The sequence below is a fragment of the Rhizobium sp. R339 genome (assembly GCF_002211395.1).
Lineage (GTDB): Bacteria > Pseudomonadota > Alphaproteobacteria > Rhizobiales > Rhizobiaceae > Rhizobium.
Window position 1 is genome coordinate 23,546 of the sequence record NZ_LOKV01000003.1, and the last position, 26,133, is coordinate 49,678.

At 61.4% G+C, this 26,133-nt stretch carries 21 protein-coding genes; 11 read left to right on the top strand and 10 right to left on the bottom strand.

Features of this window, described 5'->3' with window-relative positions; all coding sequences use genetic code 11:
• Positions 1-19: 19 nt before the first annotated feature.
• The gene (coaD, locus tag ATY76_RS06805) at positions 20-514 is read right to left on the bottom strand and encodes a pantetheine-phosphate adenylyltransferase (RefSeq protein ID WP_088674023.1); all 495 of its coding nucleotides are present in this window, start codon (positions 512-514) and stop codon (positions 20-22) included.
• 92 nt (positions 515-606) lie between these two features.
• Between coaD and ATY76_RS06810 the strand changes: the two genes are divergently transcribed.
• Together ATY76_RS06810 and ATY76_RS33630 are read left to right on the top strand one after the other, a co-directional pair.
• Positions 607-897: a hypothetical protein gene (locus ATY76_RS06810; RefSeq protein WP_088674189.1), complete on the top strand. Its 291-nt coding sequence runs from the start codon at positions 607-609 to the stop codon at positions 895-897.
• A gap of 131 nt (positions 898-1,028) precedes the next feature.
• Positions 1,029-1,184 carry a hypothetical protein gene (locus ATY76_RS33630; RefSeq protein ID WP_164736368.1) on the top strand — a complete coding sequence of 52 codons (156 nt, stop codon included), beginning with the start codon at positions 1,029-1,031 and terminating at the stop codon, positions 1,182-1,184.
• A gap of 307 nt (positions 1,185-1,491) precedes the next feature.
• On the opposite strand, the gene ATY76_RS06815 is transcribed toward ATY76_RS33630, so the two are convergent.
• Together ATY76_RS06815 and gyrA are read right to left on the bottom strand one after the other, a co-directional pair.
• Positions 1,492-3,501 carry an ABC transporter ATP-binding protein/permease gene (locus ATY76_RS06815; RefSeq protein WP_088674024.1) on the bottom strand — a complete coding sequence of 670 codons (2,010 nt, stop codon included), beginning with the start codon at positions 3,499-3,501 and terminating at the stop codon, positions 1,492-1,494.
• A 147-nt stretch (positions 3,502-3,648) separates the two neighbouring features.
• Positions 3,649-6,453 (bottom strand): DNA gyrase subunit A, encoded by a 2,805-nt coding sequence (gene gyrA, locus ATY76_RS06820; RefSeq protein ID WP_088674025.1) that lies wholly within the window; start codon positions 6,451-6,453, stop codon positions 3,649-3,651.
• Between the two features lie 237 nt (positions 6,454-6,690).
• On the opposite strand from gyrA, the gene ATY76_RS06825 reads away from it, so the two are divergent.
• A complete protein-coding gene (locus ATY76_RS06825) occupies positions 6,691-7,338 on the top strand; it encodes a MarC family protein (protein ID WP_088674026.1) in 648 nt (215 codons plus the stop codon).
• 119 nt (positions 7,339-7,457) lie between these two features.
• Here ATY76_RS06825 and ATY76_RS06830 read toward each other — a convergent pair whose 3' ends face one another.
• Entirely contained in the window at positions 7,458-7,976 is a 519-nt protein-coding gene (locus ATY76_RS06830; RefSeq protein ID WP_088674027.1) for a single-stranded DNA-binding protein, read from the bottom strand.
• Positions 7,977-8,260: 284 nt separating this feature from the next.
• Here ATY76_RS06830 and uvrA point away from each other — a divergent pair, with 284 nt between their 5' ends.
• The 3 genes from uvrA to ATY76_RS06845 are packed head-to-tail and all read left to right on the top strand — an operon-like array spanning position 8,261 to position 12,471.
• Positions 8,261-11,182, top strand: coding sequence for an excinuclease ABC subunit UvrA (gene uvrA, locus ATY76_RS06835; RefSeq protein WP_088674028.1), 2,922 nt, complete (start codon positions 8,261-8,263; stop codon positions 11,180-11,182).
• Positions 11,179-11,640 (top strand): GNAT family N-acetyltransferase, encoded by a 462-nt coding sequence (locus ATY76_RS06840; protein ID WP_088674029.1) that lies wholly within the window; start codon positions 11,179-11,181, stop codon positions 11,638-11,640. Before uvrA ends, ATY76_RS06840 begins: the two co-directional genes overlap by 4 nt.
• Positions 11,641-11,664: 24 nt before the next feature.
• A complete protein-coding gene (locus ATY76_RS06845) occupies positions 11,665-12,471 on the top strand; it encodes a DUF72 domain-containing protein (protein ID WP_088674030.1) in 807 nt (268 codons plus the stop codon).
• A 139-nt stretch (positions 12,472-12,610) separates the two neighbouring features.
• On the opposite strand, the gene ATY76_RS06850 is transcribed toward ATY76_RS06845, so the two are convergent.
• Positions 12,611-13,633 carry a DUF808 domain-containing protein gene (locus ATY76_RS06850; RefSeq protein WP_088674031.1) on the bottom strand — a complete coding sequence of 341 codons (1,023 nt, stop codon included), beginning with the start codon at positions 13,631-13,633 and terminating at the stop codon, positions 12,611-12,613.
• A gap of 155 nt (positions 13,634-13,788) precedes the next feature.
• The gene (locus ATY76_RS06855) at positions 13,789-15,258 is read right to left on the bottom strand and encodes an NAD(P)H-hydrate dehydratase (protein ID WP_088674032.1); all 1,470 of its coding nucleotides are present in this window, start codon (positions 15,256-15,258) and stop codon (positions 13,789-13,791) included.
• A 345-nt stretch (positions 15,259-15,603) separates the two neighbouring features.
• On the opposite strand from ATY76_RS06855, the gene ATY76_RS06860 reads away from it, so the two are divergent.
• From ATY76_RS06860 to hspQ, 3 genes are all read left to right on the top strand, one after another.
• Entirely contained in the window at positions 15,604-15,942 is a 339-nt protein-coding gene (locus tag ATY76_RS06860; protein WP_003539626.1) for a P-II family nitrogen regulator, read from the top strand.
• An 81-nt stretch (positions 15,943-16,023) separates the two neighbouring features.
• Positions 16,024-17,433, top strand: coding sequence for a type I glutamate--ammonia ligase (gene glnA / locus ATY76_RS06865; RefSeq protein ID WP_088674033.1), 1,410 nt, complete (start codon positions 16,024-16,026; stop codon positions 17,431-17,433).
• 160 nt (positions 17,434-17,593) lie between these two features.
• Positions 17,594-17,923 (top strand): heat shock protein HspQ, encoded by a 330-nt coding sequence (gene hspQ / locus ATY76_RS06870; RefSeq protein ID WP_088674034.1) that lies wholly within the window; start codon positions 17,594-17,596, stop codon positions 17,921-17,923.
• Between the two features lie 296 nt (positions 17,924-18,219).
• Here hspQ and ATY76_RS06875 read toward each other — a convergent pair whose 3' ends face one another.
• Positions 18,220-18,885 (bottom strand): invasion associated locus B family protein, encoded by a 666-nt coding sequence (locus tag ATY76_RS06875; RefSeq protein WP_088674190.1) that lies wholly within the window; start codon positions 18,883-18,885, stop codon positions 18,220-18,222.
• A 283-nt stretch (positions 18,886-19,168) separates the two neighbouring features.
• Between ATY76_RS06875 and ATY76_RS06880 the strand changes: the two genes are divergently transcribed.
• Together ATY76_RS06880 and ATY76_RS06885 are read left to right on the top strand one after the other, a co-directional pair.
• The gene (locus ATY76_RS06880; RefSeq protein ID WP_088674035.1) at positions 19,169-20,971 is read left to right on the top strand and encodes an extracellular solute-binding protein; all 1,803 of its coding nucleotides are present in this window, start codon (positions 19,169-19,171) and stop codon (positions 20,969-20,971) included.
• 63 nt (positions 20,972-21,034) lie between these two features.
• Entirely contained in the window at positions 21,035-21,706 is a 672-nt protein-coding gene (locus tag ATY76_RS06885) for a DsbA family oxidoreductase (protein WP_088674036.1), read from the top strand.
• A gap of 42 nt (positions 21,707-21,748) precedes the next feature.
• Here the strand turns inward: ATY76_RS06885 and ATY76_RS06890 are convergent, their stop codons facing one another.
• From ATY76_RS06890 to ATY76_RS06900, 3 genes are all read right to left on the bottom strand, one after another.
• Entirely contained in the window at positions 21,749-22,216 is a 468-nt protein-coding gene (locus ATY76_RS06890) for an OsmC family protein (RefSeq protein ID WP_088674037.1), read from the bottom strand.
• A gap of 99 nt (positions 22,217-22,315) precedes the next feature.
• Entirely contained in the window at positions 22,316-25,822 is a 3,507-nt protein-coding gene (mfd, locus tag ATY76_RS06895; protein WP_088674038.1) for a transcription-repair coupling factor, read from the bottom strand.
• Positions 25,819-26,124 (bottom strand): succinate dehydrogenase assembly factor 2, encoded by a 306-nt coding sequence (locus ATY76_RS06900; RefSeq protein WP_088674039.1) that lies wholly within the window; start codon positions 26,122-26,124, stop codon positions 25,819-25,821. Before ATY76_RS06900 ends, mfd begins: the two co-directional genes overlap by 4 nt.
• Positions 26,125-26,133 lie beyond the last annotated feature (9 nt).

Below are 26,133 nucleotides of genomic sequence, written 5' to 3' on the forward strand. Positions count from 1 at the left end.
CGCCTGGTCTTAACGCTTGCTAGTTTGGGCGCTTGGATGTGAGGGCTTGGAGGACGGCGGCCGGCACGAAGGCGCTGACATCGCCGCCCATGGCGGCGATCTGGCGGACCAATGTGGCGGTAATGGGCCGCGACGCCGTGCCGGCAGGCAAAAAGATGGTCTGGATATCGGGCGCCATCGTCCTGTTCATGCCAGCCATCTGCATTTCGTAATCGAGGTCGGTTCCATCGCGAAGACCGCGGATCAGAAGCGTTGCCCCATGGGCGCGGGCGGCATCGACGACCAGATTGTCGAAGGCGACGACTTCGATGTCACCGGCCTTGCCGGGCAGCGCCTGCGCCAGCGAAAGGCGGATCAGCTCGGCTCTCTCCTCGAAGGAGAAGAGCGGCGCCTTGCCGGGATGGATGCCGATCGCGACGATGACCTTCTCGGCGACATTAAGCGCCTGGACCAGCACATCCACATGTCCGTTGGTGATCGGGTCGAAGGACCCCGGATAAAAAGCTGTCGTCATCTGACCTAGCCGTTGGTTTGACGCCTTTTGTCATGGATGCCGCCTTGCCGCAAGTCATTTGGCCGCAAGTGATTTCGCCGGCTGAACGATGGATGAATGTGCCGTTCAAGCCCGTTTCAGACGCAACCTGCTTAACTCCAACAATCAAGTCGGCCGATGCCATTCCGGCATCAGGCGCTCCCGGAAAGACCAGGTTCATGCTGATCGTGCTCATTGCACTTGCCGTTGTTTTCTCTCTCGCCGCCGAGATGGCCTACAGCTATTTCGCCGAGCGCTACGAGATGAACTGGGTGCGGCCTGAACTTGCCGAACATGCTGCGATCGTGCGCGCCATGCAGGGCCGACTGCGCCAAAACCGCGCCTCGAATCTGAACGCCAGATGAACGAGACATTCAAAGTCGCTTCAGATCGAGCTTGGTAAATCCCCCCTCAACATCCGGCGGAACCAATTTTAGACGGATGCGTTCATTCAACCGATACATAGATGCGACAAGCGCGCCAGGAAGGACCGAAGATGCCCGGCAAGATTACGATGATTAACGTGCTCTGGATGGCAATGATCACGGGCATGCTCACCGCAACCGTCGCGCTCTATGATCAGAAGGTCGATACGTCCAAGGTTTATGGTCCCTATGCTTCGGCCCGTACGGCCGTAGTGGGCCAGTACTGAGGGGCGAGAACGCAACTCCCCAGGAAAGGAATGCCTATGTTCACGATCTTGACAGTGCTCACCGCCCTCATCAGCGTCATGTTCATAGTGTCCGTGGCTTCGACGATCTCCGCGCTCAGGCGCGAAGGAGAAGAAGTAAAGGCGCTGAACGAGAAACATAGCGCATTCTGACCATCCTCTTCCCCACCTCGAGCGGCACCCTTCCGCCGCCGAGGCCATTCAAAGCCGGATGCACCCAGCATCCGGCTTTTTTCTGAATTGCGCCAGCAAGCTTGTCTATTCCCTCCCTGTCGCGGCAAGGCGGATTTCAGTTTTTATTCTGCGGCAACGTGGCTTTCCCAGAGGTCAGGCTGCCTTTCGCCTGCGGCCGCCGGTCCTCCAGAAGGCGCAAAAGCACGTTGCGTTTTCTCTGGCGCGGCACGAGATCGATATCGCTGACCAGCTTTGCGCCGCCTTCGCGCCGCTCCAAGGTGATCTTGCGGCTATGAAAGGCCTCGAGTTCGACGCGGTGCGCCACGCTGATGATGGTGACCTTCGGCAATTCCCGGATCACCATTTCCATCATCTTGTCCTGGCTCTTCTCGTCGAGCGCGGACGTCGCTTCATCGAGCACGATAATATCGGGGTTGTGCAGGAGCAGACGCGCAAAGGCGAGCCGCTGCTTTTCGCCGCCCGACAAGGTCTGGTCCCATGGCCCTTCTTCCTCGATCTTCTCGTTCAGGTAATCGAGCCCCACCTTGCTGAGGGCCGCCTTGATCTCATCAAGCGACCAACCGTCGGCCGCGCGGGGATAGGCGACGGCGCGGCGAAGCGTGCCGGAGGGAATGTAGGGCCGCTGCGGCAGCATGAACAACCGTCTGTCCGTGCGGAAACCGACGCTGCCATGCCCCCACGGCCAAAGACCTGAAATGGCGCGCACAAGCGTGCTCTTGCCCGAACCGGATTCACCGGCGACAAGCACCCGTTCGCCCGGCTCGATCTCGACCCGGGTTTCCTTGACCACGGCGGTGCCGTCGTCCAGCGACACAGAGAGATCATTGAGGCTCAGCATCGCATCGCTTTTCGTCTCACCGTGTTTGATCCGCCCCAGAGCATCGCTCTGTTCAGCACGTTCCAGCCCATCGAGCGACATCATCAGCGAAGCGACGCGCCGCGCGCAGGCGTTCCAATCGGCAAGGCGGGGATAGTTGTCGACCAGCCATCCGAAGGCAGACTGAACGATGGCGAAGGCGGAGGCAGCCTGCATGACCTCCCCCAGCGACATGCTGCCCTCGAGAAATTTCGGAGCGCACAACAGGACCGGTACGACGGGCGCTATCAGCATCGACCCATGCGACACGAACGTCGTGCGCATATATTGGTGTGCAAGCAGAGCCCATTGCCGCAGCACATTGCCGAAAGTCTTGTCGAGATCGTTGCGCTCTTCCTCTTCGCCGCCGAGAAGAGCGATGCTCTCGCCGTTCTCACGCACATGGGTCAACGTGTAGCGGAACTCGGCTTCCAACTGGTTCTTGACCTCGGACACCTGGACGAAATGCCGGCCGATGATCGCGATGGTGGTCGACGTAATGACGGCGTAAAGCACGGCGGTGACGACGAGAAAGCCTGGAATGGTAACGGTCACCCCGCCGATCGGGAGAGTCAGCGCTCCGCCGATCGTCCACAGCACCACGATGAAGGTCGAGGCCGACAGGAATGCGGAGGTGACGCCGGCGAGAAAATCGACCGGGGCCTCGGTGGCGATCCTGAGATCCTCCGAGATACGCGCCTCGGGGTTCTTATGATCGCCGCCGATGAGGTTCAACTGATAATAGCGGCCATTTGCGAGCCAGCGCGCGATGAGAGCCGTCGCGAGCCAGGACCGCCAGCGGCGCTGGATCATCATGCGAAGGTAGACTTGCGAGGTGACGAGGGTGACGCTTCCAAGCACAAGCGGCGGGAAAACGGCACTCAGATAATAGACGGTGCCGGCATCGTGCCGCTCGATGGCATCGAAAATCCCGCGGTTCCAGCGATTGATGCCATATTGGAAACCGACATTCATGACGATCAGGAGCAGCAGTCCAATGCAGCACGGCCAGGCAAAGCCATCGCCGCGGCGACTCCAGTAGCCGCGTGCACTGATCCAGAAGCGCTTCAGCAAATATTTCTTCCGCGCCTTCTCGGCGTCCTCGGGCGTCAGCTTTGGATCATCTTCGATGACATCTGGCGGCGGCGCGACTTCGACAGTCGATGCCTTTTCATGGTGCGGCGGCTTTTCGGCACCGTGCGGCCTGGTGCCGTCGACCGATTTCGGGTCCAATCTAGCGTCGGTCATAAGCGCAATAACGGCTTAAAAATCAGAAGGTTTCATGCTCGTACCGAAGATGGCATTGGAAGGCTGCCCAAGAAGCAAAAATGCCATGCTGGCAGGGTCCCAGGCCATCAAAAGAAAAGGGCGGCTCGAAGCCGCCCTTTTCCTTCATCATTCCTCGGCAGGTCCTGCCGGATCGCCATCGGCAGCCGGCGCGTCGTCGGCAGCGCCGCCTTCGGCGGCCTCGACCGCCTCCTCGGCCTCGTCCTCTTCCGGCTCGCTGATGCGCTCGACGGAGACGACCTTTTCGTCCTTCGCGGTTGAGAAGATGGTGACGCCCTTGGTGGCGCGGCTGGCGATGCGGATGCCGCCGACCGGTACGCGGATCAACTGGCCGCCGTCCGAAACCAGCATGATCTGGTCGCCGTCATCGACCGGGAAGGCAGCGACGAGTTCGCCGATCTCACCCGTCTTCGACGTATCGGTGGCGCGGATGCCCTTGCCGCCGCGGCCGGAGATGCGGAAGTCGTAGGAAGACGAACGCTTGCCGAAGCCCTTTTCGGAGACGGTGAGCACGAACTGCTCGCGCGTCTTCAGCTCTTCATAGCGTTCGTCGGAGAGCTGTCCCTCTTCGGTGACTTCCTCGCCGACCAGTGCGATATCCTCTTCATCGACGCCCGTCGCGCGACGCTCGGCGGCGGAGCGCTTCAGATAGGCGGCGCGCTCCCACGGCTCGGCATCGACATGGCCAACGATCGTCATCGAGATGATGCGATCGCCCTCGCCGAGATTGATGCCGCGCACGCCGATCGAGTTACGGCCAGCGAAGACGCGAACGTCGTCGACGGAGAAGCGGATGCACTGGCCGAGCGCGGTCGTCAGCAGAACGTCGTCATGTTCCGTACAGGTCTCGACGGAGAGGATTTCGTCGCCCTCTTCTTCGAGCTTCATGGCGATCTTGCCGTTGCGGTTCACCTGAACGAAGTCCGACAGCTTGTTGCGGCGAACCGTGCCGCGCGTCGTCGAGAACATGACGTCGAGATTGTCCCAGCTTTCCTCGTCCTCGGGCAAGGGCAGGATGGTGGTGATGCGTTCGCCGGGGGCGAGCGGCAGCATATTGATCAGCGCCTTGCCGCGCGAGGTCGGCGTGCCGATCGGCAGGCGCCAGACCTTTTCCTTGTAGACGATGCCGCGCGAGGAGAAGAACAGAACCGGCGTATGCGTGTTCACTACGAATAGCCGGCTAACGAAATCCTCGTCGCGGGTGGTCATCCCGGAGCGGCCCTTGCCGCCGCGGCGCTGAGCGCGATAGGTGGTCAGCGGCACGCGCTTGATATAGCCGAGATGCGAGACGGTGACGACCATGTCTTCGCGGGCGATGAGGTCCTCGTCATCCATTTCAAGACCGCCATCGACGATCTCGGTGCGGCGCGGTGTGCCGAACTCGTCGCGCACGGCGGTGAGTTCATCCTTGACGATGGTCTGGATGCGGACGCGCGAGGAAAGAATATCGAGATAATCCCGGATTTCCTCGCCTATCTTATTGAGTTCATCGCCGATTTCGTCGCGGCCGAGAGCGGTCAGGCGGGCGAGACGCAGCTCGAGGATGGCGCGAGCCTGCTCCTCCGACAGGTTGTACGTCATGTCCTCATTGATGCGATGGCGCGGATCGTCGATCAGACGGATCAGGCTTTCGACATCTTCCGCTGGCCAACGGCGGGTCATCAACTCTTCGCGGGCCGACTGCGGATCCGGCGCCTGGCGGATGACGCGGATGACTTCGTCGATGTTGGCGACGGCAATTGCGAGGCCGACCAACACATGGGCGCGCTCGCGGGCCTTGCGCAGGAGGAATTTCGTTCTCCGGCTAACGACTTCCTCGCGGAAAGAGACGAAGGCGCGCAGCATGTCGAGCAGCGTCAGCTGTTCCGGCTTGCCACCGTTCAGCGCCACCATGTTGCAGCCGAAAGAAGTCTGCAGCGGCGTGTAGCGATAGAGCTGATTGAGGATAACCTCGGCATTGGCGTCGCGCTTCAGCTCGATGACGACGCGATAGCCCTGGCGGTCGGATTCGTCGCGCAGGTCGGAGATGCCCTCGATGCGTTTTTCGCGCACGAGTTCGGCCATCTTCTCGATCATCGTCGCCTTGTTCACCTGATAGGGAATTTCGGTGATGATGATCTGTTCGCGGTCGCCGCGCATCGGCTCGATGGCTGCGACGCCGCGCATGATGACCGAGCCGCGGCCGGTCTCGTAAGCCGAGCGGATGCCGGCGCGGCCGAGGATCTTGGCCCCTGTTGGGAAATCCGGGCCGGGAATGATCTGCATCAGTTCCGGCAGCTCGATTGCCGGATCGTCGATCAGCGCAATGCAGCCGTTGATGACTTCCGACAGGTTATGCGGCGGGATGTTGGTCGCCATGCCGACGGCGATACCGCCGGCGCCGTTGACGAGCAGGTTCGGGAACTTGGCGGGAACCACGACCGGCTCGGAGAGCGTGCCGTCATAGTTGTCGCGGAAATCGACCGTTTCCTTGTCGAGATCGTCGAGCAGCGAATGGGCGGCCTTCTCCAGCCGGCATTCCGTGTAACGTTCGGCCGCCGGCGGATCGCCGTCGACGGAGCCGAAATTGCCCTGACCGTCGATCAGCGGCAGCCGCAGTGACCAGGGCTGCGCCATGCGGGCGAGCGCGTCGTAGATCGCGGCGTTGCCGTGCGGATGGTATTTACCCATCACGTCACCGGTGACGCGGGCGCATTTGACGTATTTCTTGTTCCAGTCGATGCCGAGCTCGGACATGCCATAGAGGATGCGCCGGTGCACGGGCTTCAGGCCGTCGCGCACGTCGGGCAGCGCGCGGCTGACGATGACGCTCATGGCGTAATCGAGATACGACCGCTGCATTTCCTCCATGATGGAGATGGGCTCGATGCCTGGCGGGAGCTTCCCGCCGCCGGGGGGTGTTTGCTCAGTCAAAACAGATCACGATCTCTTCTAGAATCACTTGAAGATTTATAGCGGAAAGCCTGTCCCCGCGCCAATTTCACGAAGCGTTTTGAACAGGCTTTTGCGGCCTAAAAAGGGTAAAACATGCGGTTTTGACGGCTTGACCGGGCAAATCCTTCAGGGACCGCCGCGGGCTATTTGCCAAATCGGAATCCCCGCTACACAATCGCGAAAACCCAGGCATTCATATGAGGTTCGGGAGAGACGATGGCAAGCGCCGACCAACTGATCAACGCCTTTACGACGCTCATCGTCACCATCGATCCGCCGGGGCTGGCGCCCATCTTCCTAGGTCTGACGATCGGCATGAGCCGAGCCCAGCGCACGCAGGTGGCGCTGCGCGGCTCGACCATCGCCTTCATCATCCTCGCCGTCTTCGCTCTGTTCGGCTCGAGCGTGCTCGGCGTGCTCGGCATTTCGATCGGTGCCTTCCGCATCGCGGGCGGGCTGCTGCTCTTCTGGATCGCCTTCGAAATGGTCTTCGAGAGGCGCCAGGAGCGCAAGGAGAAGGCCTCCGAGGCGGCTGTGACCAAGGATCATATCGAGAATGTCGCCGTCTTCCCGCTTGCCCTGCCGTTGATCGCAGGCCCGGGCGCGATCTCGGCGACGATCCTGCTTGCGGGCACGCTGCCGACAACCGTCGAAAAAGCCCAGCTCATCGCGGTCATCGCCGCCAATCTGCTGCTGACTTTCCTCATGCTGCTCATCGCCGAAAGGCTCGACCGTTTCCTCGGCGTCACCGGCCGGGCAATCCTGACGCGGCTTCTCGGTGTCATCCTGGCCGCGCTGGCGGTGCAATTCGTCGTCGACGGTGCGAAATCGGCCTTCAATCTCATCAGCGCGACGCCGCGCTGAACGGCGGCAGATTCTTCAGCCTTTGAAGACCAAGGCATCCTGATCGAAATCAACAAAAAGAGCATGACGCCGTTCAAGGCATCATGCTCTCAAGTCTTTCACTCGGGAAAGGCCGCCGATCAAAACGGAATGTCGTCGTCGAGATCGCGCGAGAAGTTGCCGCCGCCACCGCCGCGGCTGGACGATGGAGACGAAGACGGCGCGCCGTAATCATCGCCGTAGTCATTGTTGCTGCTGCCGCCGCCACGGCCGCCGCCGAAGCCGGAGCTCGCGCCGCCGCCATCGCCACGGCCGTCGAGCATGGTCAGCGTCGAGCTGAAGCCCTGCAGCACCACTTCCGTCGAATAGCGATCCTGGCCCTGCTGGTCCTGCCACTTACGGGTCTGCAGCTGGCCTTCGATATAGAGCTTGGCGCCCTTCTTCACATATTGCTCGACGACCTTGCACAGGCCCTCGTTGAAGACGACGACAGTATGCCATTCGGTCTTTTCGCGGCGTTCGCCGGAATTGCGGTCGCGCCAGGTCTCCGAGGTTGCGATACGAAGATTGGCGATCGGCCGGCCGTCCTGCGTGCGGCGGATTTCGGGGTCTGCACCCACGTTTCCAACCAGAATTACCTTGTTTACGCTACCAGCCATCTTATCACCCTGCCTGCCGCCCTGCCCGGCGGCGTTTCAATCGATCGGCGCACCTTAAACCATCACGGACCGCCGATGCGCATGAGCGGTATTTAATCCACATATTTTATCCATCAGAAAACCGCATGCATTCATCAGGAATTTTGTTCTTTATTTGTTCTAGTTTATCCGTATGATCCTGTCAACAGAATCGAAAACCTTGAGCCTTCCAGGATATTCAGCCTCGACTCGCCGGTCGTCATCACTAAATAAGGGCTGTTATCCAGAAAACCAAAGCAGAGACGATGAGCGAACTGAAGACGATCTCCATCCGCGGCGCGCGCGAGCACAATCTGAAGAGCATCGATCTCGATCTGCCGCGCAACAAGCTGATCGTCATGACCGGGCTTTCGGGCTCGGGCAAATCCTCGCTGGCCTTCGATACGATCTACGCCGAGGGACAGCGGCGCTACGTCGAGAGCCTGTCGGCCTATGCCCGGCAGTTCCTCGAAATGATGCAGAAGCCCGATGTCGACCAGATCGACGGGCTGTCGCCTGCCATTTCGATCGAGCAGAAGACCACCTCGCGCAATCCGCGCTCGACGGTCGGCACCGTCACCGAGATCTACGACTATATGCGCCTGCTCTTTGCCCGCGTCGGCGTTCCCTATTCGCCGGCGACCGGCCTGCCGATCGAGAGCCAGACCGTCAGTCAGATGGTCGACCGCATCCTCGATTTCGGCGAAGGCACCCGTCTTTATATTCTCGCGCCGCTCGTGCGCGGGCGCAAGGGTGAATACAAGAAGGAACTGGCGGAGCTGATGAAGAAGGGCTTCCAGCGCGTCAAGGTGGACGGCCAGTTCTACGAGATCGCCGAGGCGCCTGCTCTCGACAAGAAATACAAGCATGACATCGACGTGGTGGTCGACCGCATCGTCGTGCGCTCCGATGTCTCGGCTCGTCTAGCGGATAGCCTTGAAACCTCGCTGAAGCTCGCCGATGGGCTTGCCATCGCCGAATTCGCCGACAAGCCGCTGCCGCCGGAAGAGACATCGGCCGGCGGCTCGGCCAACAAGTCGCTGAACGAGACGCATGAGCGCGTGCTGTTTTCGGAAAAATTCGCCTGCCCGGTCTCGGGCTTCACCATTCCTGAGATCGAACCCCGGCTGTTCTCCTTCAACAACCCCTTCGGCGCCTGCCCGACCTGCGACGGCCTCGGCGCCCAGCAGAAGATCGACCCCGATCTGATCGTGCCCGAACCCGAGCGGACGCTGCGCGACGGCGCGATCGCCCCCTGGGCAAAGTCGACGTCGCCCTATTACAACCAGACGCTGGAAGCCCTCGGCAAGCATTATGGCTTCAAGCTCGGCACGCGCTGGAACGATCTTTCCGCCGAGGCCAAGGACGTGATCCTCAACGGCACCGACGACAAGATCGAGTTCCACTACGCCGACGGCGCCCGCTCCTATACCACCCACAAGAATTTCGAAGGCATCATCACCAATCTCGAGCGCCGCTGGAAGGAGACGGATTCCGCCTGGGCGCGCGAGGATATCGAGCGTTTCATGTCGGCCGCCCCCTGCCCGGCCTGCGCCGGCTTCCGCCTGAAGCCGGAGGCCTTGGCCGTGAAGATCAACACGCTGCATATCGGCGAAGTGACCGCCATGTCGATCCGCGTTGCGCGCGACTGGTTCGAGGCGCTGCCGGCAAGCTTCAATGCCAAGCAGAACGAGATCGCCGTCCGCATCCTCAAGGAAATTCGTGACCGGCTGCGCTTCCTCAACGATGTCGGCCTGGAATATCTCAGCCTGTCGCGCAACTCCGGCACCCTGTCGGGCGGCGAGAGCCAGCGCATCCGGCTCGCCTCGCAGATCGGTTCGGGGCTAACCGGCGTTCTCTATGTGCTCGACGAGCCGTCGATCGGCCTGCATCAGCGCGACAATGCCCGGCTGCTCGACACGCTGAAGCACCTGCGCGATATCGGCAATACGGTCATCGTCGTCGAACATGACGAGGATGCGATCCTGACGGCCGACGACGTGGTCGATATCGGCCCGGCCGCCGGCATTCATGGCGGCCAGGTCATCGCCCATGGCACGCCGCAGGATATCATGGCCAATCCGAAGTCGCTGACCGGCAAATATCTCTCCGGCGAGCTCGGCGTGCCGGTTCCAGACGAGCGCCGCAAGCCGAAGAAGGGCCGCGAGATCAAGGTGGTCGGCGCGCGCGGCAACAATCTGAAGAACGTCACCGCATCGATCCCGCTCGGCGTCTTCACGGCGGTGACGGGTGTTTCGGGCGGCGGCAAGTCCACCTTCCTGATCGAGACGCTCTATAAGTCGGCGGCGCGCCGCGTCATGGGCGCGCGCGAAATTCCGGCCGACCACGACCGGATCGATGGTTTCGAGCATATCGACAAGGTGATCGACATCGACCAGTCGCCGATCGGACGCACGCCCCGTTCGAACCCGGCGACCTATACCGGCGCCTTCACGCCGATCCGCGATTGGTTCGCCGGCCTGCCGGAAGCCAAGGCGCGCGGCTATCAGCCGGGGCGTTTCTCCTTCAATGTCAAGGGCGGACGCTGCGAGGCCTGCCAGGGCGACGGCGTCATCAAGATCGAGATGCACTTCCTGCCCGATGTCTACGTCACCTGCGACGTCTGCCATGGCAAGCGCTATAACAGAGAGACGCTCGACGTCACCTTCAAGCAGAAATCGATCGCCGACGTGCTCGACATGACGGTCGAAGAAGGCGTCGATTTCTTCGCGGCGGTGCCTGCCGTGCGCGACAAGCTGCAGTCGCTGAAGGATGTCGGCCTCGGCTATATCAAGGTCGGCCAGCAGGCCAATACGCTTTCCGGCGGCGAGGCGCAGCGCGTCAAGCTCGCCAAGGAACTGTCGAAGCGCTCGACCGGGCGCACGCTCTATATTCTCGACGAACCGACCACCGGCCTGCATTTCCACGATGTCGCCAAGCTGCTTGAAATGCTGCACGAACTGGTCAACCAGGGCAATTCGGTGGTGGTGATCGAGCACAATCTCGAAGTCATCAAGACCGCCGACTGGGTGCTCGATTTCGGCCCCGAGGGCGGCGATGGCGGCGGCGAAATCGTCGCCACCGGCACGCCGGAGGCGATCGTCAAGGAGAAGCGCTCCTTTACCGGACAGTTCCTCAAGGAATTGCTGGAACGGCGGCCGGCGAAAAGGGCGGCTGCGGCGGAATGACGATGAGGCTGGCGTCGCGCGACGATCTTCAAACGATCACGACGCTGACGGCAGCCGCCTATCTGCCCTATACCGAACTTTTCGGCGTTCCACCTGTGCCGGTGACGGAGGATTACACGCCGCGCATCGAACGCGGCGAGGTATGGCTGCGCGAGACCGGCGATGAAACGGCCGGCCTCGTGGTCGTCGAGCAGCATCCCGACCACCTCATGCTGTTCAGCATCGCGGTCTCGCCCGCCTTTCAGGGCGCCGGGTACGGGCTTGCGATGCTGCGATGGCTGGAAGACAAGGCGCGGGAATGGGCCGTGCCGGAGATCCGGCTCTATACGGTTGCGCGGATGGAGCGGAACAGCGCGCTCTATCGCGCCTTCGGATTTCAGGAAAGGGGTCGCCGGCCAAATCCTTATCGGCCAGGATGGACGCTCGTCGACATGGCGAAAGAGATTGTTGCGGCCTGAGCGGCTGCCAAAAGGGAGGACGACATGACGAAATCCGGCACTATCCGCACCGGCATCGGCGGCTGGACCTTCGAGCCCTGGCGCGGGCATTTCTTTCCCGATGACCTCAAACAGAAGGACGAGCTACATTATGCCAGCCGCCAGTTGAAGGTCATCGAGGTCAACGGCACCTATTACAGCACGCAGAAACCGGCAGTCTTCGCCAAATGGGCAGCCGATGTTCCCGACGGGTTCATTTTTTCCCTGAAGGCGACGCGGTTCGTCACCAATCGACGGGTGCTCGCCGAAGCCGGTGAATCGATGGAGCGCTTCCTGTCGTCCGGGATCAGCGAACTCGGCGACCATCTCGGGCCGCTGCTCTGGCAGTTCGCGCCGACGAAGAAGTTCGATTCCGAGGATTTCGAAGCCTTCCTGAAGCTGCTGCCGGAAAAGCAGGACGGGCTGAAATTGCAGCACGTGGTCGAGGTGCGCCACGATTCCTTCAAGGTGCCGGAGTTCATCGCGCTGCTGGCGAAATACGGCGTGGCGCCGGTTTGCGCCGAACATTTCGAATATCCGATGATCGCCGATGTGACGGCCGATTTCGTCTATGCGAGGCTGCAGAAAGGATCGGACGACATTCCGACCTGCTACCCCGACAAGGACCTGAAGGCCTGGGCAAAGCGGCTCGAGACCTGGGCCGAAGGCAAGGTCCCGGACGATCTGCCGTTGATCGATAAGGATCGCAAGGTGAAGGCCGAACCGCGTGACGTCTTCGCCTTCATGATCCATGAGGGCAAGGTCAATGCGCCGCATGGGGCGATCGCCCTGCAGCAGGCATTGGCGAAATAGGCCGAGTTCATCGCTGGGCAATGACCGCATGGGCAATCATCGCCGCATGCGGATCACTGTTCGTCCGTTTCAAGCGCGGGCTGGGTATGACGTCTGGAAAGCCGCGGCATTTGAGACCGCTGAAGCATTTTGAGTTGCTTCACTTCTTCTCGTCCGCCAGCGCTTCTTTCTGCCGGCGGCGAGGCAGAAGCGATTTGAGGTATCGCCACGCCGGCGAGACGACATAGGCTGCGAGCGGGATTGCGACCAGACCGGCGACGATGCCGATAATGCCCGCTCCGGCGGCCTCGACGACCCAGCGCAGCACGGATGGCAGAACCGGAACGGCATGGGCAATCGCCTCTCCGGCGTCATGGATCAGACGCGCAAGGCCGCCGAACCCATAAGCTTCGAGGCCATGAACGATGATGCCGCCGCCGACCCAGATCATGGCGGCGGTTCCGACGATGCCGAGGAGTTTCAGGAAATAGGGCATGCCGGTAACAAGGCCCTTTCCGATCGAACGCAGGAGGGCGCCCATCGCAGATGCGGTGCGCACACGAGCCAGCATCAGGCCGAGATCGTCTGCCTTGACGATCAGCGCCACGCCGCCATAGACCGCGGCGGTTATGCCCAATCCGACGACGGCAAGGATGATGGCCTGCGTGACCATGCTGCCTGACGGCACCGCACTGAGCGTGATCGCCATGATTTCTGCCGAGAGGATGAAATCCGTCTTGATCGCACCGGCGACCTTCTCGTCTTCTATCGATTTGGCATCGAGGCTTGTCGCCTCGAGCGCCGACTCGTGGGCGTGAGCCGCATGCGGCATGACCAGCGCGTAGACCTTTTCCACGCCCTCGTAGCAGAGATAAAGCCCGCCGATCATGAGCAGCGGCGTGATCGCTTGCGGCGCGACAAGGCTGAGGACGAGGGCTGCCGGGAGCAGGATCAGAAGCTTGTTCTTCAACGAACCGATGGCGATCTTGCCGATGATCGGCAATTCGCGCGCTGCCGAAAAGCCGGTGACGTAGCGGGGTGTGACCGCCGCATCATCGATGACGACACCCGCCGCTTTCGCGCCTGCCTTGGCGGCCTGGCCGGCAATATCGTCGAGGGACGCCGCAGCCACCTTGGCCAATGCCGCGATATCGTCAAGAAGGGCGATCAGGCCAACACTCATTCGAGCCTCCGTCGGAAGACAGACTTACACAGAAAATCGGAAATCCATTACGCGAGACCTACTGCATAATTCCTTAAATCGAAATCGATCTCAGGAATTATGCGGGAATTTAAACTGTTGCAGCGTCGTTTGTGTCTCTGGAAAGAAGCGAGGCGCTAAAGCGGCAACACCTCGGCTGCGAGCTCCTCCGCCGTCAGCCCCTTGCCGGCGCGACGGCCGGCCTCTCCATGCAGCCAGACGCCGGCGGCGGCGGCCTCGAAAGCCGGCAGGCCCTGTGCGAGCAATCCGCCGATGATCCCGGCAAGCACGTCGCCGGAACCGGCGGTCGCAAGCCAGACCGGGGCATTGGTATTGATGAGCGCACGCCCGTCCGGCGAGGCGATGACGGTGTCCGCCCCTTTATAAACGATGGCGGCATTGGCGCGGCGGGCGGCGGCCACGGCCTTGTCCACCTTGCCGAGCGTCTCGTCGGCGCCGATATCGGGAAAGAGCCGCGCGAACTCGCCTTCATGCGGCGTCAGCACCAGACGCGGCTCGCCGCGAAAAAGATCGTAAAGCGGCTCCGGGTCGTCCTTGAAAGAAGAGATGCCGTCGGCATCGAGCACCAGCCGGCGCTCGGCAAGGACCTTGACGAAACCGCGCGCCCTGGCGCCGACGCCAAAACCCGGGCCGAGAATGAAAGTCTGTATCCGCCGGTCGGAGAGCCAGTCTTCGAGTTCGGCTTCGTCATCCACCGCATGCAGCATGACTGCAGTCAGATGTGCCGCATTCGCTGCCATCGCCGTCCGGGGGGCTGCAATCGTCACCAGACCGGCGCCGGCCTTCAGGCCCGAGATGGCCGACATGCGTGCGGCGCCTGTTTTATCGGCCTCGCCGGAAAAGACGACCAGATGGCCGCGCTTGTATTTGTGGGTTTCCAATTGCTCCGCCGGCAGCACGCCCTTCCAGGCACCGGGCGTGTTCTCGGCGATCAGACCGCTCGCCTCCGCCCTGATGATCCGGGCGGGGATGCCGATGTCGAAGACCTGCAGGTCACCGCAAAGCTCCCTGCCCGGCATCAGCAGATGGCCGGGCTTGCGGGTCATGAAGGTCACGGTGTTGTGCGCCCGGAAGGCGGCGCCCAGAACCTTGCCGGTGCGGCCATCAAGGCCGGAAGGCAGATCGATGGCAAGCACGGGAATACCGGCCTCGGTGACGCGGCGGATCAAGGCGCGCACATCCTCCGGCAGCTCGCGGCCAAGGCCCGCACCGAACAGGCCGTCGATGACGACATCGCCGGTCGCGGGCTGGTAGAGGCGGAGTTCCCGTCCCTCCAATGCGCAGCCGGAGCGCGCCCGGGCGGCATCGCCCTTCAGCCTGGAGGGATCGCCGAGATGGAAAAGCGCCACCGCCGCTCCGCTCTCCTGGAGATGCCTTGCCGCGACATAGGCATCGCCGCCATTGTTGCCGGGGCCGCAGAGCACGACGAAACGCAGAGAGCCGGGATGATGCCGCAACGCGGCTGCGGCGACGGCAGCACCCGCCCGCTCCATCAGGCCGAAAGAATCAATGCCCCATGCGGCGGCAGCCGCGTCGACGGCCGCCATTTCAGCGGGGGTGAGAAGAAGTTCTGGCAGCTCGCTCATTGGCCTATTCAATTCAAAAAACGCCTAAAAAACAACCGACTGAAGCGAAAAACAACAGCACTTAATTTATGCATTTGCTTATATTTTAATCTAGCCGCTCGGTATTTTCGCGATTGCGAATGCATGGGATTTTTGTGGTTTTCGATATGATTTTGATGAACTGATGCGGTTTTTCCCATATATCCGTCACTAAAACGCCTTAGAATTCCCCGCAAACGCGCCGGTTTCGTCAAAAACGGCGTCTTTTTTCGAAAAGATGGATTTCAAACTGGCATGATATCTGCATCATATCGGCGAGCGGGAAAGAGTCCTGCCATAACGGGAGAAGCGGAGAGACATTTTCTCATGAAAAAGATCGAAGCGATCATAAAGCCCTTCAAGCTGGACGAAGTGAAGGAAGCCCTTCAGGAAGTCGGGTTGCAGGGTATCACAGTCACGGAAGCCAAGGGCTTCGGTCGTCAGAAGGGCCACACGGAACTCTATCGCGGAGCCGAATACGTCGTCGACTTCCTGCCGAAGGTCAAAGTCGAAGTCGTGCTGGCCGACGAAAACGCGGAAGCCGTCATCGACGCGATCCGCAAGGCGGCGCAGACCGGCCGCATTGGCGACGGAAAGATCTTCGTCTCCAACGTCGAAGAGGTTATCCGCATCCGCACCGGCGAGACCGGCATCGATGCCATCTGAGCCACTTTGCCAATCACGCAAAGTTCGATACCGTCAACGAGCACCCACCTATTTTTATTGTAAATCGGAGGAACGTATTTAATGGCGACCGCAAGCGAAATTCTGAAGCAGATCAAGGAGAACGACGTAAAGTTCGTCGATCTGCGTTTCACCGACCCGAAGGGCAAGCTGCAGCATGTGACGATGGACGTTGCCTGCGTCGATGAAGACATGTTCGCTGACGGCGTCATGTTCGACGGCTCTTCGATCGGCGGCTGGAAGGCCATCAACGAGTCCGACATGGTGCTGATGCCCGACACCGAAACGGTGCATATGGACCCGTTCTTCGCTCAGTCGACCATGGTTATCGTCTGCGACATCCTCGATCCGGTCTCCGGCGAAGCCTATAACCGCGATCCGCGCGGCACCGCCAAGAAGGCAGAAGCCTATCTGAAGGCATCCGGCATCGGCGACACCATTTTCGTCGGCCCGGAAGCCGAGTTCTTCGTTTTCGACGACGTCAAGTACAAGGCCGACCCCTACAATACCGGCTTCAAGCTCGATTCGACCGAACTGCCGTCGAACGACGACACCGATTATGAGACCGGCAACCTCGGCCATCGCCCGCGCGTCAAGGGCGGCTATTTCCCGGTCCCGCCTGTCGACAGCGCCCAGGACATGCGCTCGGAAATGCTGACGGTGCTCGCCGAAATGGGCGTCGTCGTCGAAAAGCATCACCATGAAGTCGCCGCCGCCCAACACGAGCTCGGCATCAAATTCGACACGCTGGTGCGCAACGCCGACAAGATGCAGATCTACAAATATGTCGTGCATCAGGTGGCGAACGCCTACGGCAAGACGGCAACCTTCATGCCGAAGCCGATCTTCGGCGACAACGGCTCGGGCATGCATGTGCACCAGTCGATCTGGAAGGGCGGCAAGCCGACCTTCGCCGGCGACGAATATGCAGGTCTCTCCGAAAGCTGCCTCTACTATATCGGCGGCATCATCAAGCATGCCAAGGCGATCAATGCCTTCACCAACCCATCGACGAACTCCTACAAGCGTCTCGTGCCGGGTTACGAAGCGCCGGTCCTGTTGGCCTACTCGGCCCGCAACCGCTCGGCATCCTGCCGCATCCCATTCGGCTCCAACCCGAAGGCCAAGCGCGTCGAAGTCCGCTTTCCGGATCCGACCGCCAACCCCTATCTCGCCTTCGCCGCTATGCTGATGGCCGGCCTCGACGGCATCAAGAACAAGATCCATCCCGGCAAGGCCATGGACAAGGATCTCTACGATCTGCCGCCGAAGGAACTGAAGAAGATCCCGACCGTCTGCGGCTCGTTGCGCGAAGCGCTCGAAAGCCTCGACAAGGACCGCAAGTTCCTGACGGCCGGCGGCGTTTTCGACGACGACCAGATCGATGCCTTCATCGAGCTGAAGATGGCCGAAGTGATGCGTTTCGAAATGACGCCGCACCCGGTCGAATACGACATGTACTATTCGGCCTGATCGGCCCGAACACGGAAAGCCCCGGTTCGCCGGGGCTTTCACCTCCCAGGTCACGAACGGCAGATGGCGAGGAGATGACGTTCATGTGACGAACGGTGCTCAAAAATCTTGATTTATGGAGCGCCAATCACCAACTTGGGTGATGAAAGGAAGTCGTACCATGAAAGAAAGAATAGCAAAGTTCAGTATTGGCGAAGTGGTCCGGCATAAGGTTTTTCCGTTTCGCGGCGTCATCTTCGACGTTGATCCGGAGTTCGCGAATACGGAAGAATGGTGGAACTCCATTCCCGCCGAGGTGCGTCCGAGCAAGGACCAGCCCTTCTATCACCTGCTCGCCGAAAACGACGAGAGCGAATATGTCGCTTACGTCTCCGAGCAGAACCTGGTGAATGACGAAAGCGGCACGCCGCTGCGCAACCCGCAGATCTACCAGATTTTCGATCAGGCCCCGTCAGGGGAGTTCAAACCCAAGATGAGCTTCGCCCATTAAGTCAGGCGTTCTGATCAATGAAACACGGCCTCGCCTCTCCCAGCGAGGCCTTTTTCTTTTGGCAGCTATCTGGCTGCTGCTTTTCGCTGGGAAGCCCCTCATCCGGATGCCGCCACCTTCTCCCCGTTCTCACGGGGCGAAGGAACCAAGCCGCAACCGCTCCCCGTCAGGACGGGGGAGAGGGTTAAAACCGCGGCGCGAATCGTACAACCGTGGCGCACGGCGGAGGAAGGGCGGCGGTCTAGCAACAAAAAACCCGGCCTAAAGCCGGGTTTTTATTCAATATGAAAGCAGGATTACTGCGCCTTGGCGGCCTTCTGGGCTTCTTCCAGCTTCTTGCGGGCTTCGTCGGCCTTCTTCTGCATGCCTTCCTGGAGACTGCGCTGGCTTGCGGCGAGCTTGGATTCGGAAACCGGTTCGCCGTCATAAGCGCCGGTGAAGCCTTCGAGCGAGATCTTGATCGGGTTCGGGGCGCGGCGGAAGTTGATCGAGGTGAAGATCACGTCGCTGCCCTTCTTGAGGCTGGCGATCATCGCGTCGGTCAGCGGAATTTCGGCGGTGCACTTGTCCGGCAGGCAGACGGCGTAGTCGAGCTTCTGGCCCTTGCCGCCATCGATCTGCATGATGATGCCGGGGGGAATCAGACGTGCTGTGGGAACCGATACCTGCAGGAGCTTGCGGTTGATCTTGCCGGAGACCGAGATCAGGCCGACGGCCGTCACGAGCTGGCCGCCATTGGCGAGGATCAGGTTCTGGACGACACAGATGTCGTTGTCTTCCTGCTTGCTGCAGGTCTTGTACCAGCCGAGCTTCGGCGCGCCAGCGGCCTGCGCCGGGGCATCGGCGGGAGCCTGTGCCGCCGCATCCTGTGCGAAGGAGGAGACCGGTGCCGAAGCGGCGCCGAACATCACTGCCAGAACGGACAGTGCTGCCCGCATTTTCTTTTCAGACTTGAACATCATAACGAATTCCGTCTCCTGATATCCGTTCGAGGCAGCGACCTGCCGCCCCAACCATCGGGTCGTTCGGCACTCCACCTCATGGAAAAATGAGGCAAATGCATGACCCCGAAACTTCGGGTTCACCTGTTACATCGCAGCGTTCAAGATATCCAGCATTTCTTTGGCAATTTCGGGAGCAATTTCGTCGCCGCGCCAAAGAAATGGCGCCCGCGTGTTGGAATCGCTCGACCAGATGATAGTCTCGCGGTGAATCATGCCCGTTTCACGGATCAAGGATTGCCGAATGCTCCGGATCGTCGTCCCTCTCGTCCTCTCGCTGCTGTGCGGCACTGTCGTCGCCGAGCCGCTGCACGGTATCGCGATGCATGGCGAGCCGGCCCTGCCGGCTGATTACAAGCACTTCCCTTACGTCAATCCGGACGTGAAGAAAGGCGGCAAGATCACCTATGGCGTCGTCGGCACCTTCGACAGCCTCAACCCGTTCATCCTGAAGAGCATGCGCACGACCGCGCGTGGCATGTGGGACCCGGAATACGGCAATCTCGTCTACGAATCGCTGATGCAGCGCTCGCGCGACGAGCCCTTCACGCTTTATGGCCTGCTGGCCGAGACGGTCGAATGGGACGACAACAGGAGCTTCATCAAGTTCAACCTCAATCCGAAGGCGAAATGGTCCGATGGCCAGCCGGTGACGCCTGAGGACGTGATGTTCACCTTCGAGCTGATGCGCGACAAGGGCCGTGTGCCCTTCTCCAACCGCCTCAAAGTGGTCGACAAGATGGAGAAGGTCGGCGAGCACAGCGTGCGCTTCACCTTCAACGACAAGGCCGATCGCGAGACGCCGTTGATTTTCGGCCTTTTCCCGGTGCTGCCGAAACATGCGATCGATTCTGAAACCTTCGACCGCACCTCGCTGACGCCGCCGGTCGGTTCCGGCCCGTATAAGGTGAAGACGGTCAAGCCGGGCGAGAGCATCACCTATGAACGCGACCCGAATTACTGGGGCAAGGACATTCCCGCCAAGGTCGGCACCGACAATTACGACCAGATCACCGTCCAGTATTTCCTGCAGGACACGACGCTGTTCGAGGCCTTCAAGAAGGGCGATGTCGACATCTATCCCGACGGCAACCCCGGCCATTGGGCCAATGCCTATAGTTTCCCCGCGGTCACCTCGGGCGCTGCGATCAAGGACGTGTTCACGCCGAAACTGCCGAGCGGCATGCTCGGCTTCGTGTTCAACACGCGCCGGCCGATCTTTGCCGATGCGAAGGTGCGTGAAGGCTTGTCGCTGGTGTTCGATTTCGAATGGGCGAACAAGAATCTCTATTCCGGGGCCTACAAGCGCACGCAGAGCTTCTGGCAGAATTCGGAGCTTTCGAGCTTCGGCGTTCCGGCCAATGCGGCGGAGATCGCCCTGCTCGGGCCGATCAAGGACAAGATCGCGCCCGATATTCTCGACGGCACCTACAAGCTGCCGGTCACCGATGGTTCCGGCCGCGACCGCAATGTGCTGAAGCGAGCCGTCGCACTGCTGAAGCAGGGTGGTTATGCGATACAGGGCGGCAAGATGCTCGACGCCTCCGGCCGTCAGCTCGCCTTTGAAATCATGACGCAGAATGCCGACCAGGAGAAGCTCACCGTCGCCTACCAGCGTTCGCTGCAGGCGATCGGCATTGCGGCCTCGATCCGCACTGTTGATGATTCGCAGTATCAGAGCCGGACAAACAGCTTCGACTACGACATGATCATGAAGTCCTACACATCCTCGCTCTCCCCTGGAAATGAGCAGCTCGGCCGCTGGTCTTCGGCTGCGCGGACGCGCGAGGGCACGGACAGCTTTGCCGGCGCCAACGATCCCGACCTCGACACATTGATCGATCGCGTCTTGCGGGCACGCTCGGCAGAAGATTTTACCGCAGCGGTGCGCTCCTACGACCGGCTGCTGCTTTCCAGCCATTACGTGCTGCCGCTCTATCATATGGACCAGCAATGGGTGGCCCGCAGCAAGCGCATCGGCCATCCCGACACGGTGCCGCTTTATGGCTACCAGCTGCCGGTATGGTGGGATACAAGCGCCCAATAGAAGCGCCGAACGCCTCGGCCCGATGTCTCCTCCGGGAGACGCACAGAAATAAGGAATATCATGATGGAGCGCATCACCATCGACGTCGTCTCGGATGTCGTCTGCCCCTGGTGCTATCTCGGCAAGGCACGGCTTGAGCTCGCCATCGCCGAGGTTCAGGACGAGGTCGGCGTCGATATCAACTGGCGGCCCTACCGGCTCAATCCCGACTATCCCAAGGAAGGCGTCGATCAGAAGAAGGCGCTGGCGCAGAAGCTCGGCGGCGAGGAGCGCGTGGCGCAGGCCCACAAGATGCTCACCGATCTCGGCCGCGAGGTCGGCATCGCTTTCGATTTCGAGGCCATCAAGATCGGCCCGAACACGCTCGATGCCCATCGGCTCATCCACTGGGCGATGATTGAAGGCCGCGAAAAGCAGGACCGGGTCGTCGCCGCGCTGTTCAAGGCGAATTTCGAGGAAGGCCGCAATGTCGGCGACCATGCGGTGCTGCTCGATATTGCCGAAAACGCCGGCCTCGACCGCTCGGTCATCGCCTCGCTGCTCGCCTCCGATGCCGATCGCGATCTGATCGTGGCCGAGATTCAAGCGGCCCAGGAAATGGGCGTCAACGGCGTGCCCTTCTTTATCTTCGACCAGCAGTATGCGGTCAGCGGCGCACAGACGCCCGACGTGCTGGCAGGCGCACTGCGCGATATCGCCAAGGCGAAAGCCGAGGCGCGATCGGGGCTCAACTGAGGTTAGGCCTCGTCACGATTAGCCGCGCCCCTCCGACGCCGGTCACCCCAGCACAGGAATACAGCGCACCTCGGTCTTCACCGAATTGGCGATGAAGCATTCGTCGTGGGCGCGGTGGTGCAGGGTTTCGAGTTCGCTCAATGAGGGCCGCTTGTCGCCGGAGAAGACGACGTTTGGATGGAGCGTCACGACAGTCATGGCAAGGCGGCCCTCGGCATTCTTTTCCATGACGCCTTCGGCGGCATCGGTGTAGCTATCGACGCAAAAGCCCTGTTTGGCGGCGATCGATAGGAACCAGAGCATGTGGCAGCTGGAGAGCGAGGCGACGAAGGCCTCCTCCGGATCGATGGCGTCTTCGGCGGAATAGGGCAGCGGAACGACATGCGAGGACGAGGATGCCCTCACCTCGATGCCGCCGTCGAAGGTCCAGCGATGGACGCGGTTGTAGCGATTGTCGGTGAAGGTCTCGCCGTTTCGCTGCCAGGCGATCGTTGCGCCGTATGTCGCCATCCCGCTTTTCCTCCGATCTCTTTGTCCTTACGCATTCCCGGCAAAAGCGCTTCGCGCTTTGCCTGGCAAAACCGCTGCGCACTTTTGCTGGAACTGCTCCTATTTCGCCATCTCGGCCAGTTGCGTCATGATAACGGCAGCGCCCTGCAGGCGTTTTTTCGGGGTCGGCAGATCGCGGGTCAGGAACAGGCTGTGGTCGGGGCGGATCTTCGCCATCGTGCCCTGTTTGCCGATATAGCCGACGAGGTTTGCCGGGTTGGGGAATTCCTTGTTGCGGAACTGCACCACGACGCCCTTCGGGCCGGCATCGAGTTTTTCGACATTGGCGGTGCGGCAGAGCGACTTGATGTAGACGATCTTCAGGAGATGCTGGACTTCGATCGGCATCGGCCCGAAGCGGTCGATCATCTCGGCGCCGAAGCCGTCGATCTCCTTGAGTTCCGTGAGTTCGCCGAGACGGCGGTAAAGCGCCATGCGCAGATGCAGATCGGGAACGTAGTCTTCCGGAATCATCACAGTCGTGCCGACCGAGATTTGCGGCGACCAGCCGGTGTCGTGGATCTCATCGACGCCCTTGACCTCGGCGACCGCCTCTTCCAGCATCTGCTGGTAGAGCTCGAAGCCGACTTCCTTAATATGGCCGGACTGTTCCTCGCCGAGCAGATTGCCAGCGCCGCGGATATCGAGGTCGTGGCTTGCCAGCTGGAAGCCGGCGCCGAGCGTATCGAGCGACTGCAGCACCTTGAGCCGGCGTTCGGCCGTCGCCGTCAGCACCTTATTCACAGGTAGGGTGAAGAGCGCGAAGGCGCGCACCTTCGAACGTCCGACACGGCCGCGCAGCTGATAGAGCTGCGCAAGACCGAACATATCGGCGCGGTGGACGATCAGCGTGTTGGCTGTGGGCACGTCGAGGCCGGATTCGACGATGGTGGTCGATAGCAGCACGTCGTAGCGGCCCTCGTAGAAGGCGTTCATGATGTCTTCCAGCTCGCCGGCCGGCATCTGGCCGTGCGCCACGGCGACCTTCAGTTCCGGCACGTCGGACTGCAGGAAGGCGTGCACATCAGCGAGGTCGGCAAGCCTCGGGCAGACATAGAAACTCTGGCCGCCGCGATAGTGCTCGCGCATCAGCGTCTCGCGGATGACGAGGCTATCGAAGGGCGAGATGAAGGTGCGCACAGCCATGCGGTCGACCGGCGGCGTGGTGATCAGCGACAGTTCGCGCACGCCGGTCATGGCCAGCTGCAGCGTGCGCGGGATCGGCGTGGCCGACAGCGTCAGCACGTGCACATCGCTTTTCAGCTCCTTCAGCCGCTCCTTGTGCTTGACGCCGAAATGCTGCTCCTCGTCGATAACAAGCAGGCCGAGATTGGCGAATTTGATGCCGGCGCCAAGCAGCGCATGGGTGCCGACGACGATATCGGTCTTGCCTTCCGCCACCTCCTTCTTGGTCAGCGCCAGCTCCTTCGATCCGACAAGGCGCGAGGCCTGCTGGACACGCACCGGCAGACCGCGGAAACGCTCGGAAAAAGTCTTGAAATGCTGGCGGGCAAGCAAGGTCGTCGGCACGACGACGGCAACCTGGACGCCGTTCATTGCCGCGACGAAAGCGGCGCGGAGCGCCACCTCGGTCTTGCCGAAACCGACGTCGCCGCAGACGAGGCGGTCCATCGGCCGTCCGGCGCCGAGATCCGAGCGCACCGCATCGATGGCGTTGTCCTGGTCTTCGGTCTCGTCATAGGGGAAGCGGGCGGCAAATTCGTCGTAGAGGCCGTCCGGCGTCGTCAACATCGGCGCATGACGCGTCAGGCGCTCGGCGGCGATGCGGATCAGCGCATCCGCCATATCGAGGAGGCGCTTCTTGAGTTTCGCCTTGCGCATCTGCCAGGCGCCGCCGCCAAGCTTGTCGAGCTGAGCCTCGGTGCCCTCGCCGCCGTAGCGCGAGAGAAGATCAATGTTTTCGACCGGCAGGAAAAGCTTGGCTTCGTCTGCATATTGCAGTTCGAGACAGGCGTGCGGCGCGCCTGCCGCTTCGATGGTCCTGAGGCCGACGAACCGGCCAATGCCGTGTTCGGCGTGGACGACGATCGAGCCCTCGTCCAGGCCCGCGACCTCCGAGATGAAATCGGCTGCACGCTTGCGGCGCTTGGAGCGGCGCACCATGCGGTCGCCGAGGATATCCTGTTCACCGATGACGATGAGATCGCCGGCCTCGAAGCCGGATTCGAGATTGAGCACTGCAGCGGCCGCCTCGCCTCTGGCCAAGGAGCCGATATCCTTCAGCGCCTCGATCGGCTTGACCTTTTCGAGGCCATGTTCGTTCAGAACTTGCAGCAGGCGTTCCAGCGAGCCTTCGGTCCAAGCGGTAACGAGAACCTTGCCGCCGCCGGCACGGCGGTCGGCAATATGCTTGACGACCGCATCGAAGACATTGATGCGTTCCGCATCGCCGCCGCCTTCGGCATTGGAACGCGCCCAGCGCTGCCCCTGGCGGGCGTCGACATTGATCACCCGCCGTGCCTCGCCCTCGTGCTCGTTGAAGGGGCTGATGCGGATCGCGCCGAGCGCATCCAGGGTTTTTGTGAAAAGCTTGCTGTCGAGATAGAGCTGGCCCGGCGCAACCGGCTTGTAGGGTGTGCCCTGCGCCATCTGGCCGCCCTTGGCAGGCTGGCCGGAATTCAGCCGCGCTTCGAAATAATCGAGGACGAGCTTGGAGCGCTCCTCGGCCGCCTCACGCACCGTATGGTCGGTGACGACACGGAAGCCGCTGAGATAATCGAAGACGGTATCGAGTTTCTCGTAGAAGAACGGCAGCCAGTGCTCCATGCCCGGATAACGGCGGCCTTCGGAGACGGCGAGATAGAGCGCGTCGTCGCGGGTCGCTGCGCCGAAGGCCGAGAGATAGTTCTTGCGGAAGCGGCTGATCGTATCCGGCGTCAGCGTCACCTCGCTCATCGGGTTGAGATCGAGGGAGCGCACCTGCCCGGTCGTGCGCTGGCTCGCCGGATCGAAGCTGCGGATCGATTCCAGCGTATCGCCGAAGAAATCGAGGCGGACCGGCTCTTCCGAACCCGGGACGAAGACATCGAGAATGCCGCCGCGCACGGCATATTCGCCGACCTCACGAACGGTCGCGACGCGATCGAAGCCATTGCGCTCCAGCCTTCCGGCGAGATCGTCCATGCGCAGCTGGTTGCCGGGGCGAGCCGAAAAGCTCAGGCTCTCGATGACATCGTGCGGCGCCACCTTCTGCAGCATGGCATTGGCGGTGACGAGCACGATCGCCGCATGCGGCTTCTTCCGATGCGCGATAAGGCCACCCAAGGCGGCGAGCCGGCGGGCCGAATTGTCGGCGCTCGGAGAGACACGGTCATAGGGCAGACAGTCCCAGGCCGGCAAGGTGAGTACCGGAATGTCAGGGGCGACAAAGCCCAGCATCTGTTCGAGATCGGCCATGCGGTGGCCATCGGACATCACATAGGCGACCGGCTCTCCCGCCCGGGCGAGCTCGGCCAGCAGCAGCGGTTCGAGGCCGGCAGGCACATTGCCGATCGTCAGCGGCTCGGCAATCGCCGCAAGCTTCTTCGCATCGAAACCAGGGATCATTCCGGCATCCTGAGGGGCTTATCGAAATCGGGCGTGTAGGCGGCGAGGCGGGCAAACATCGGTGTCTGGAAACGCTCGGGAACCGGCCATGTTCCCATGATCCAGCGAAGAAGATCATTGTCCTCTTCCGCCATGATCGTCTCGAATTCGTCGAGCTCGACTTCCGAAAGCGTCGCAAGCTCCGCCTCGGCGAACTGGCCGAAGACCAGGTCCATCTCGCGGATGCCGCGATGCCAGCAGCGGAAAAGGATGCGGCGGCGGCGCGGGTCGAGACCGGCACTCGTGAGCGTGACACCTGTCATGGCATTACC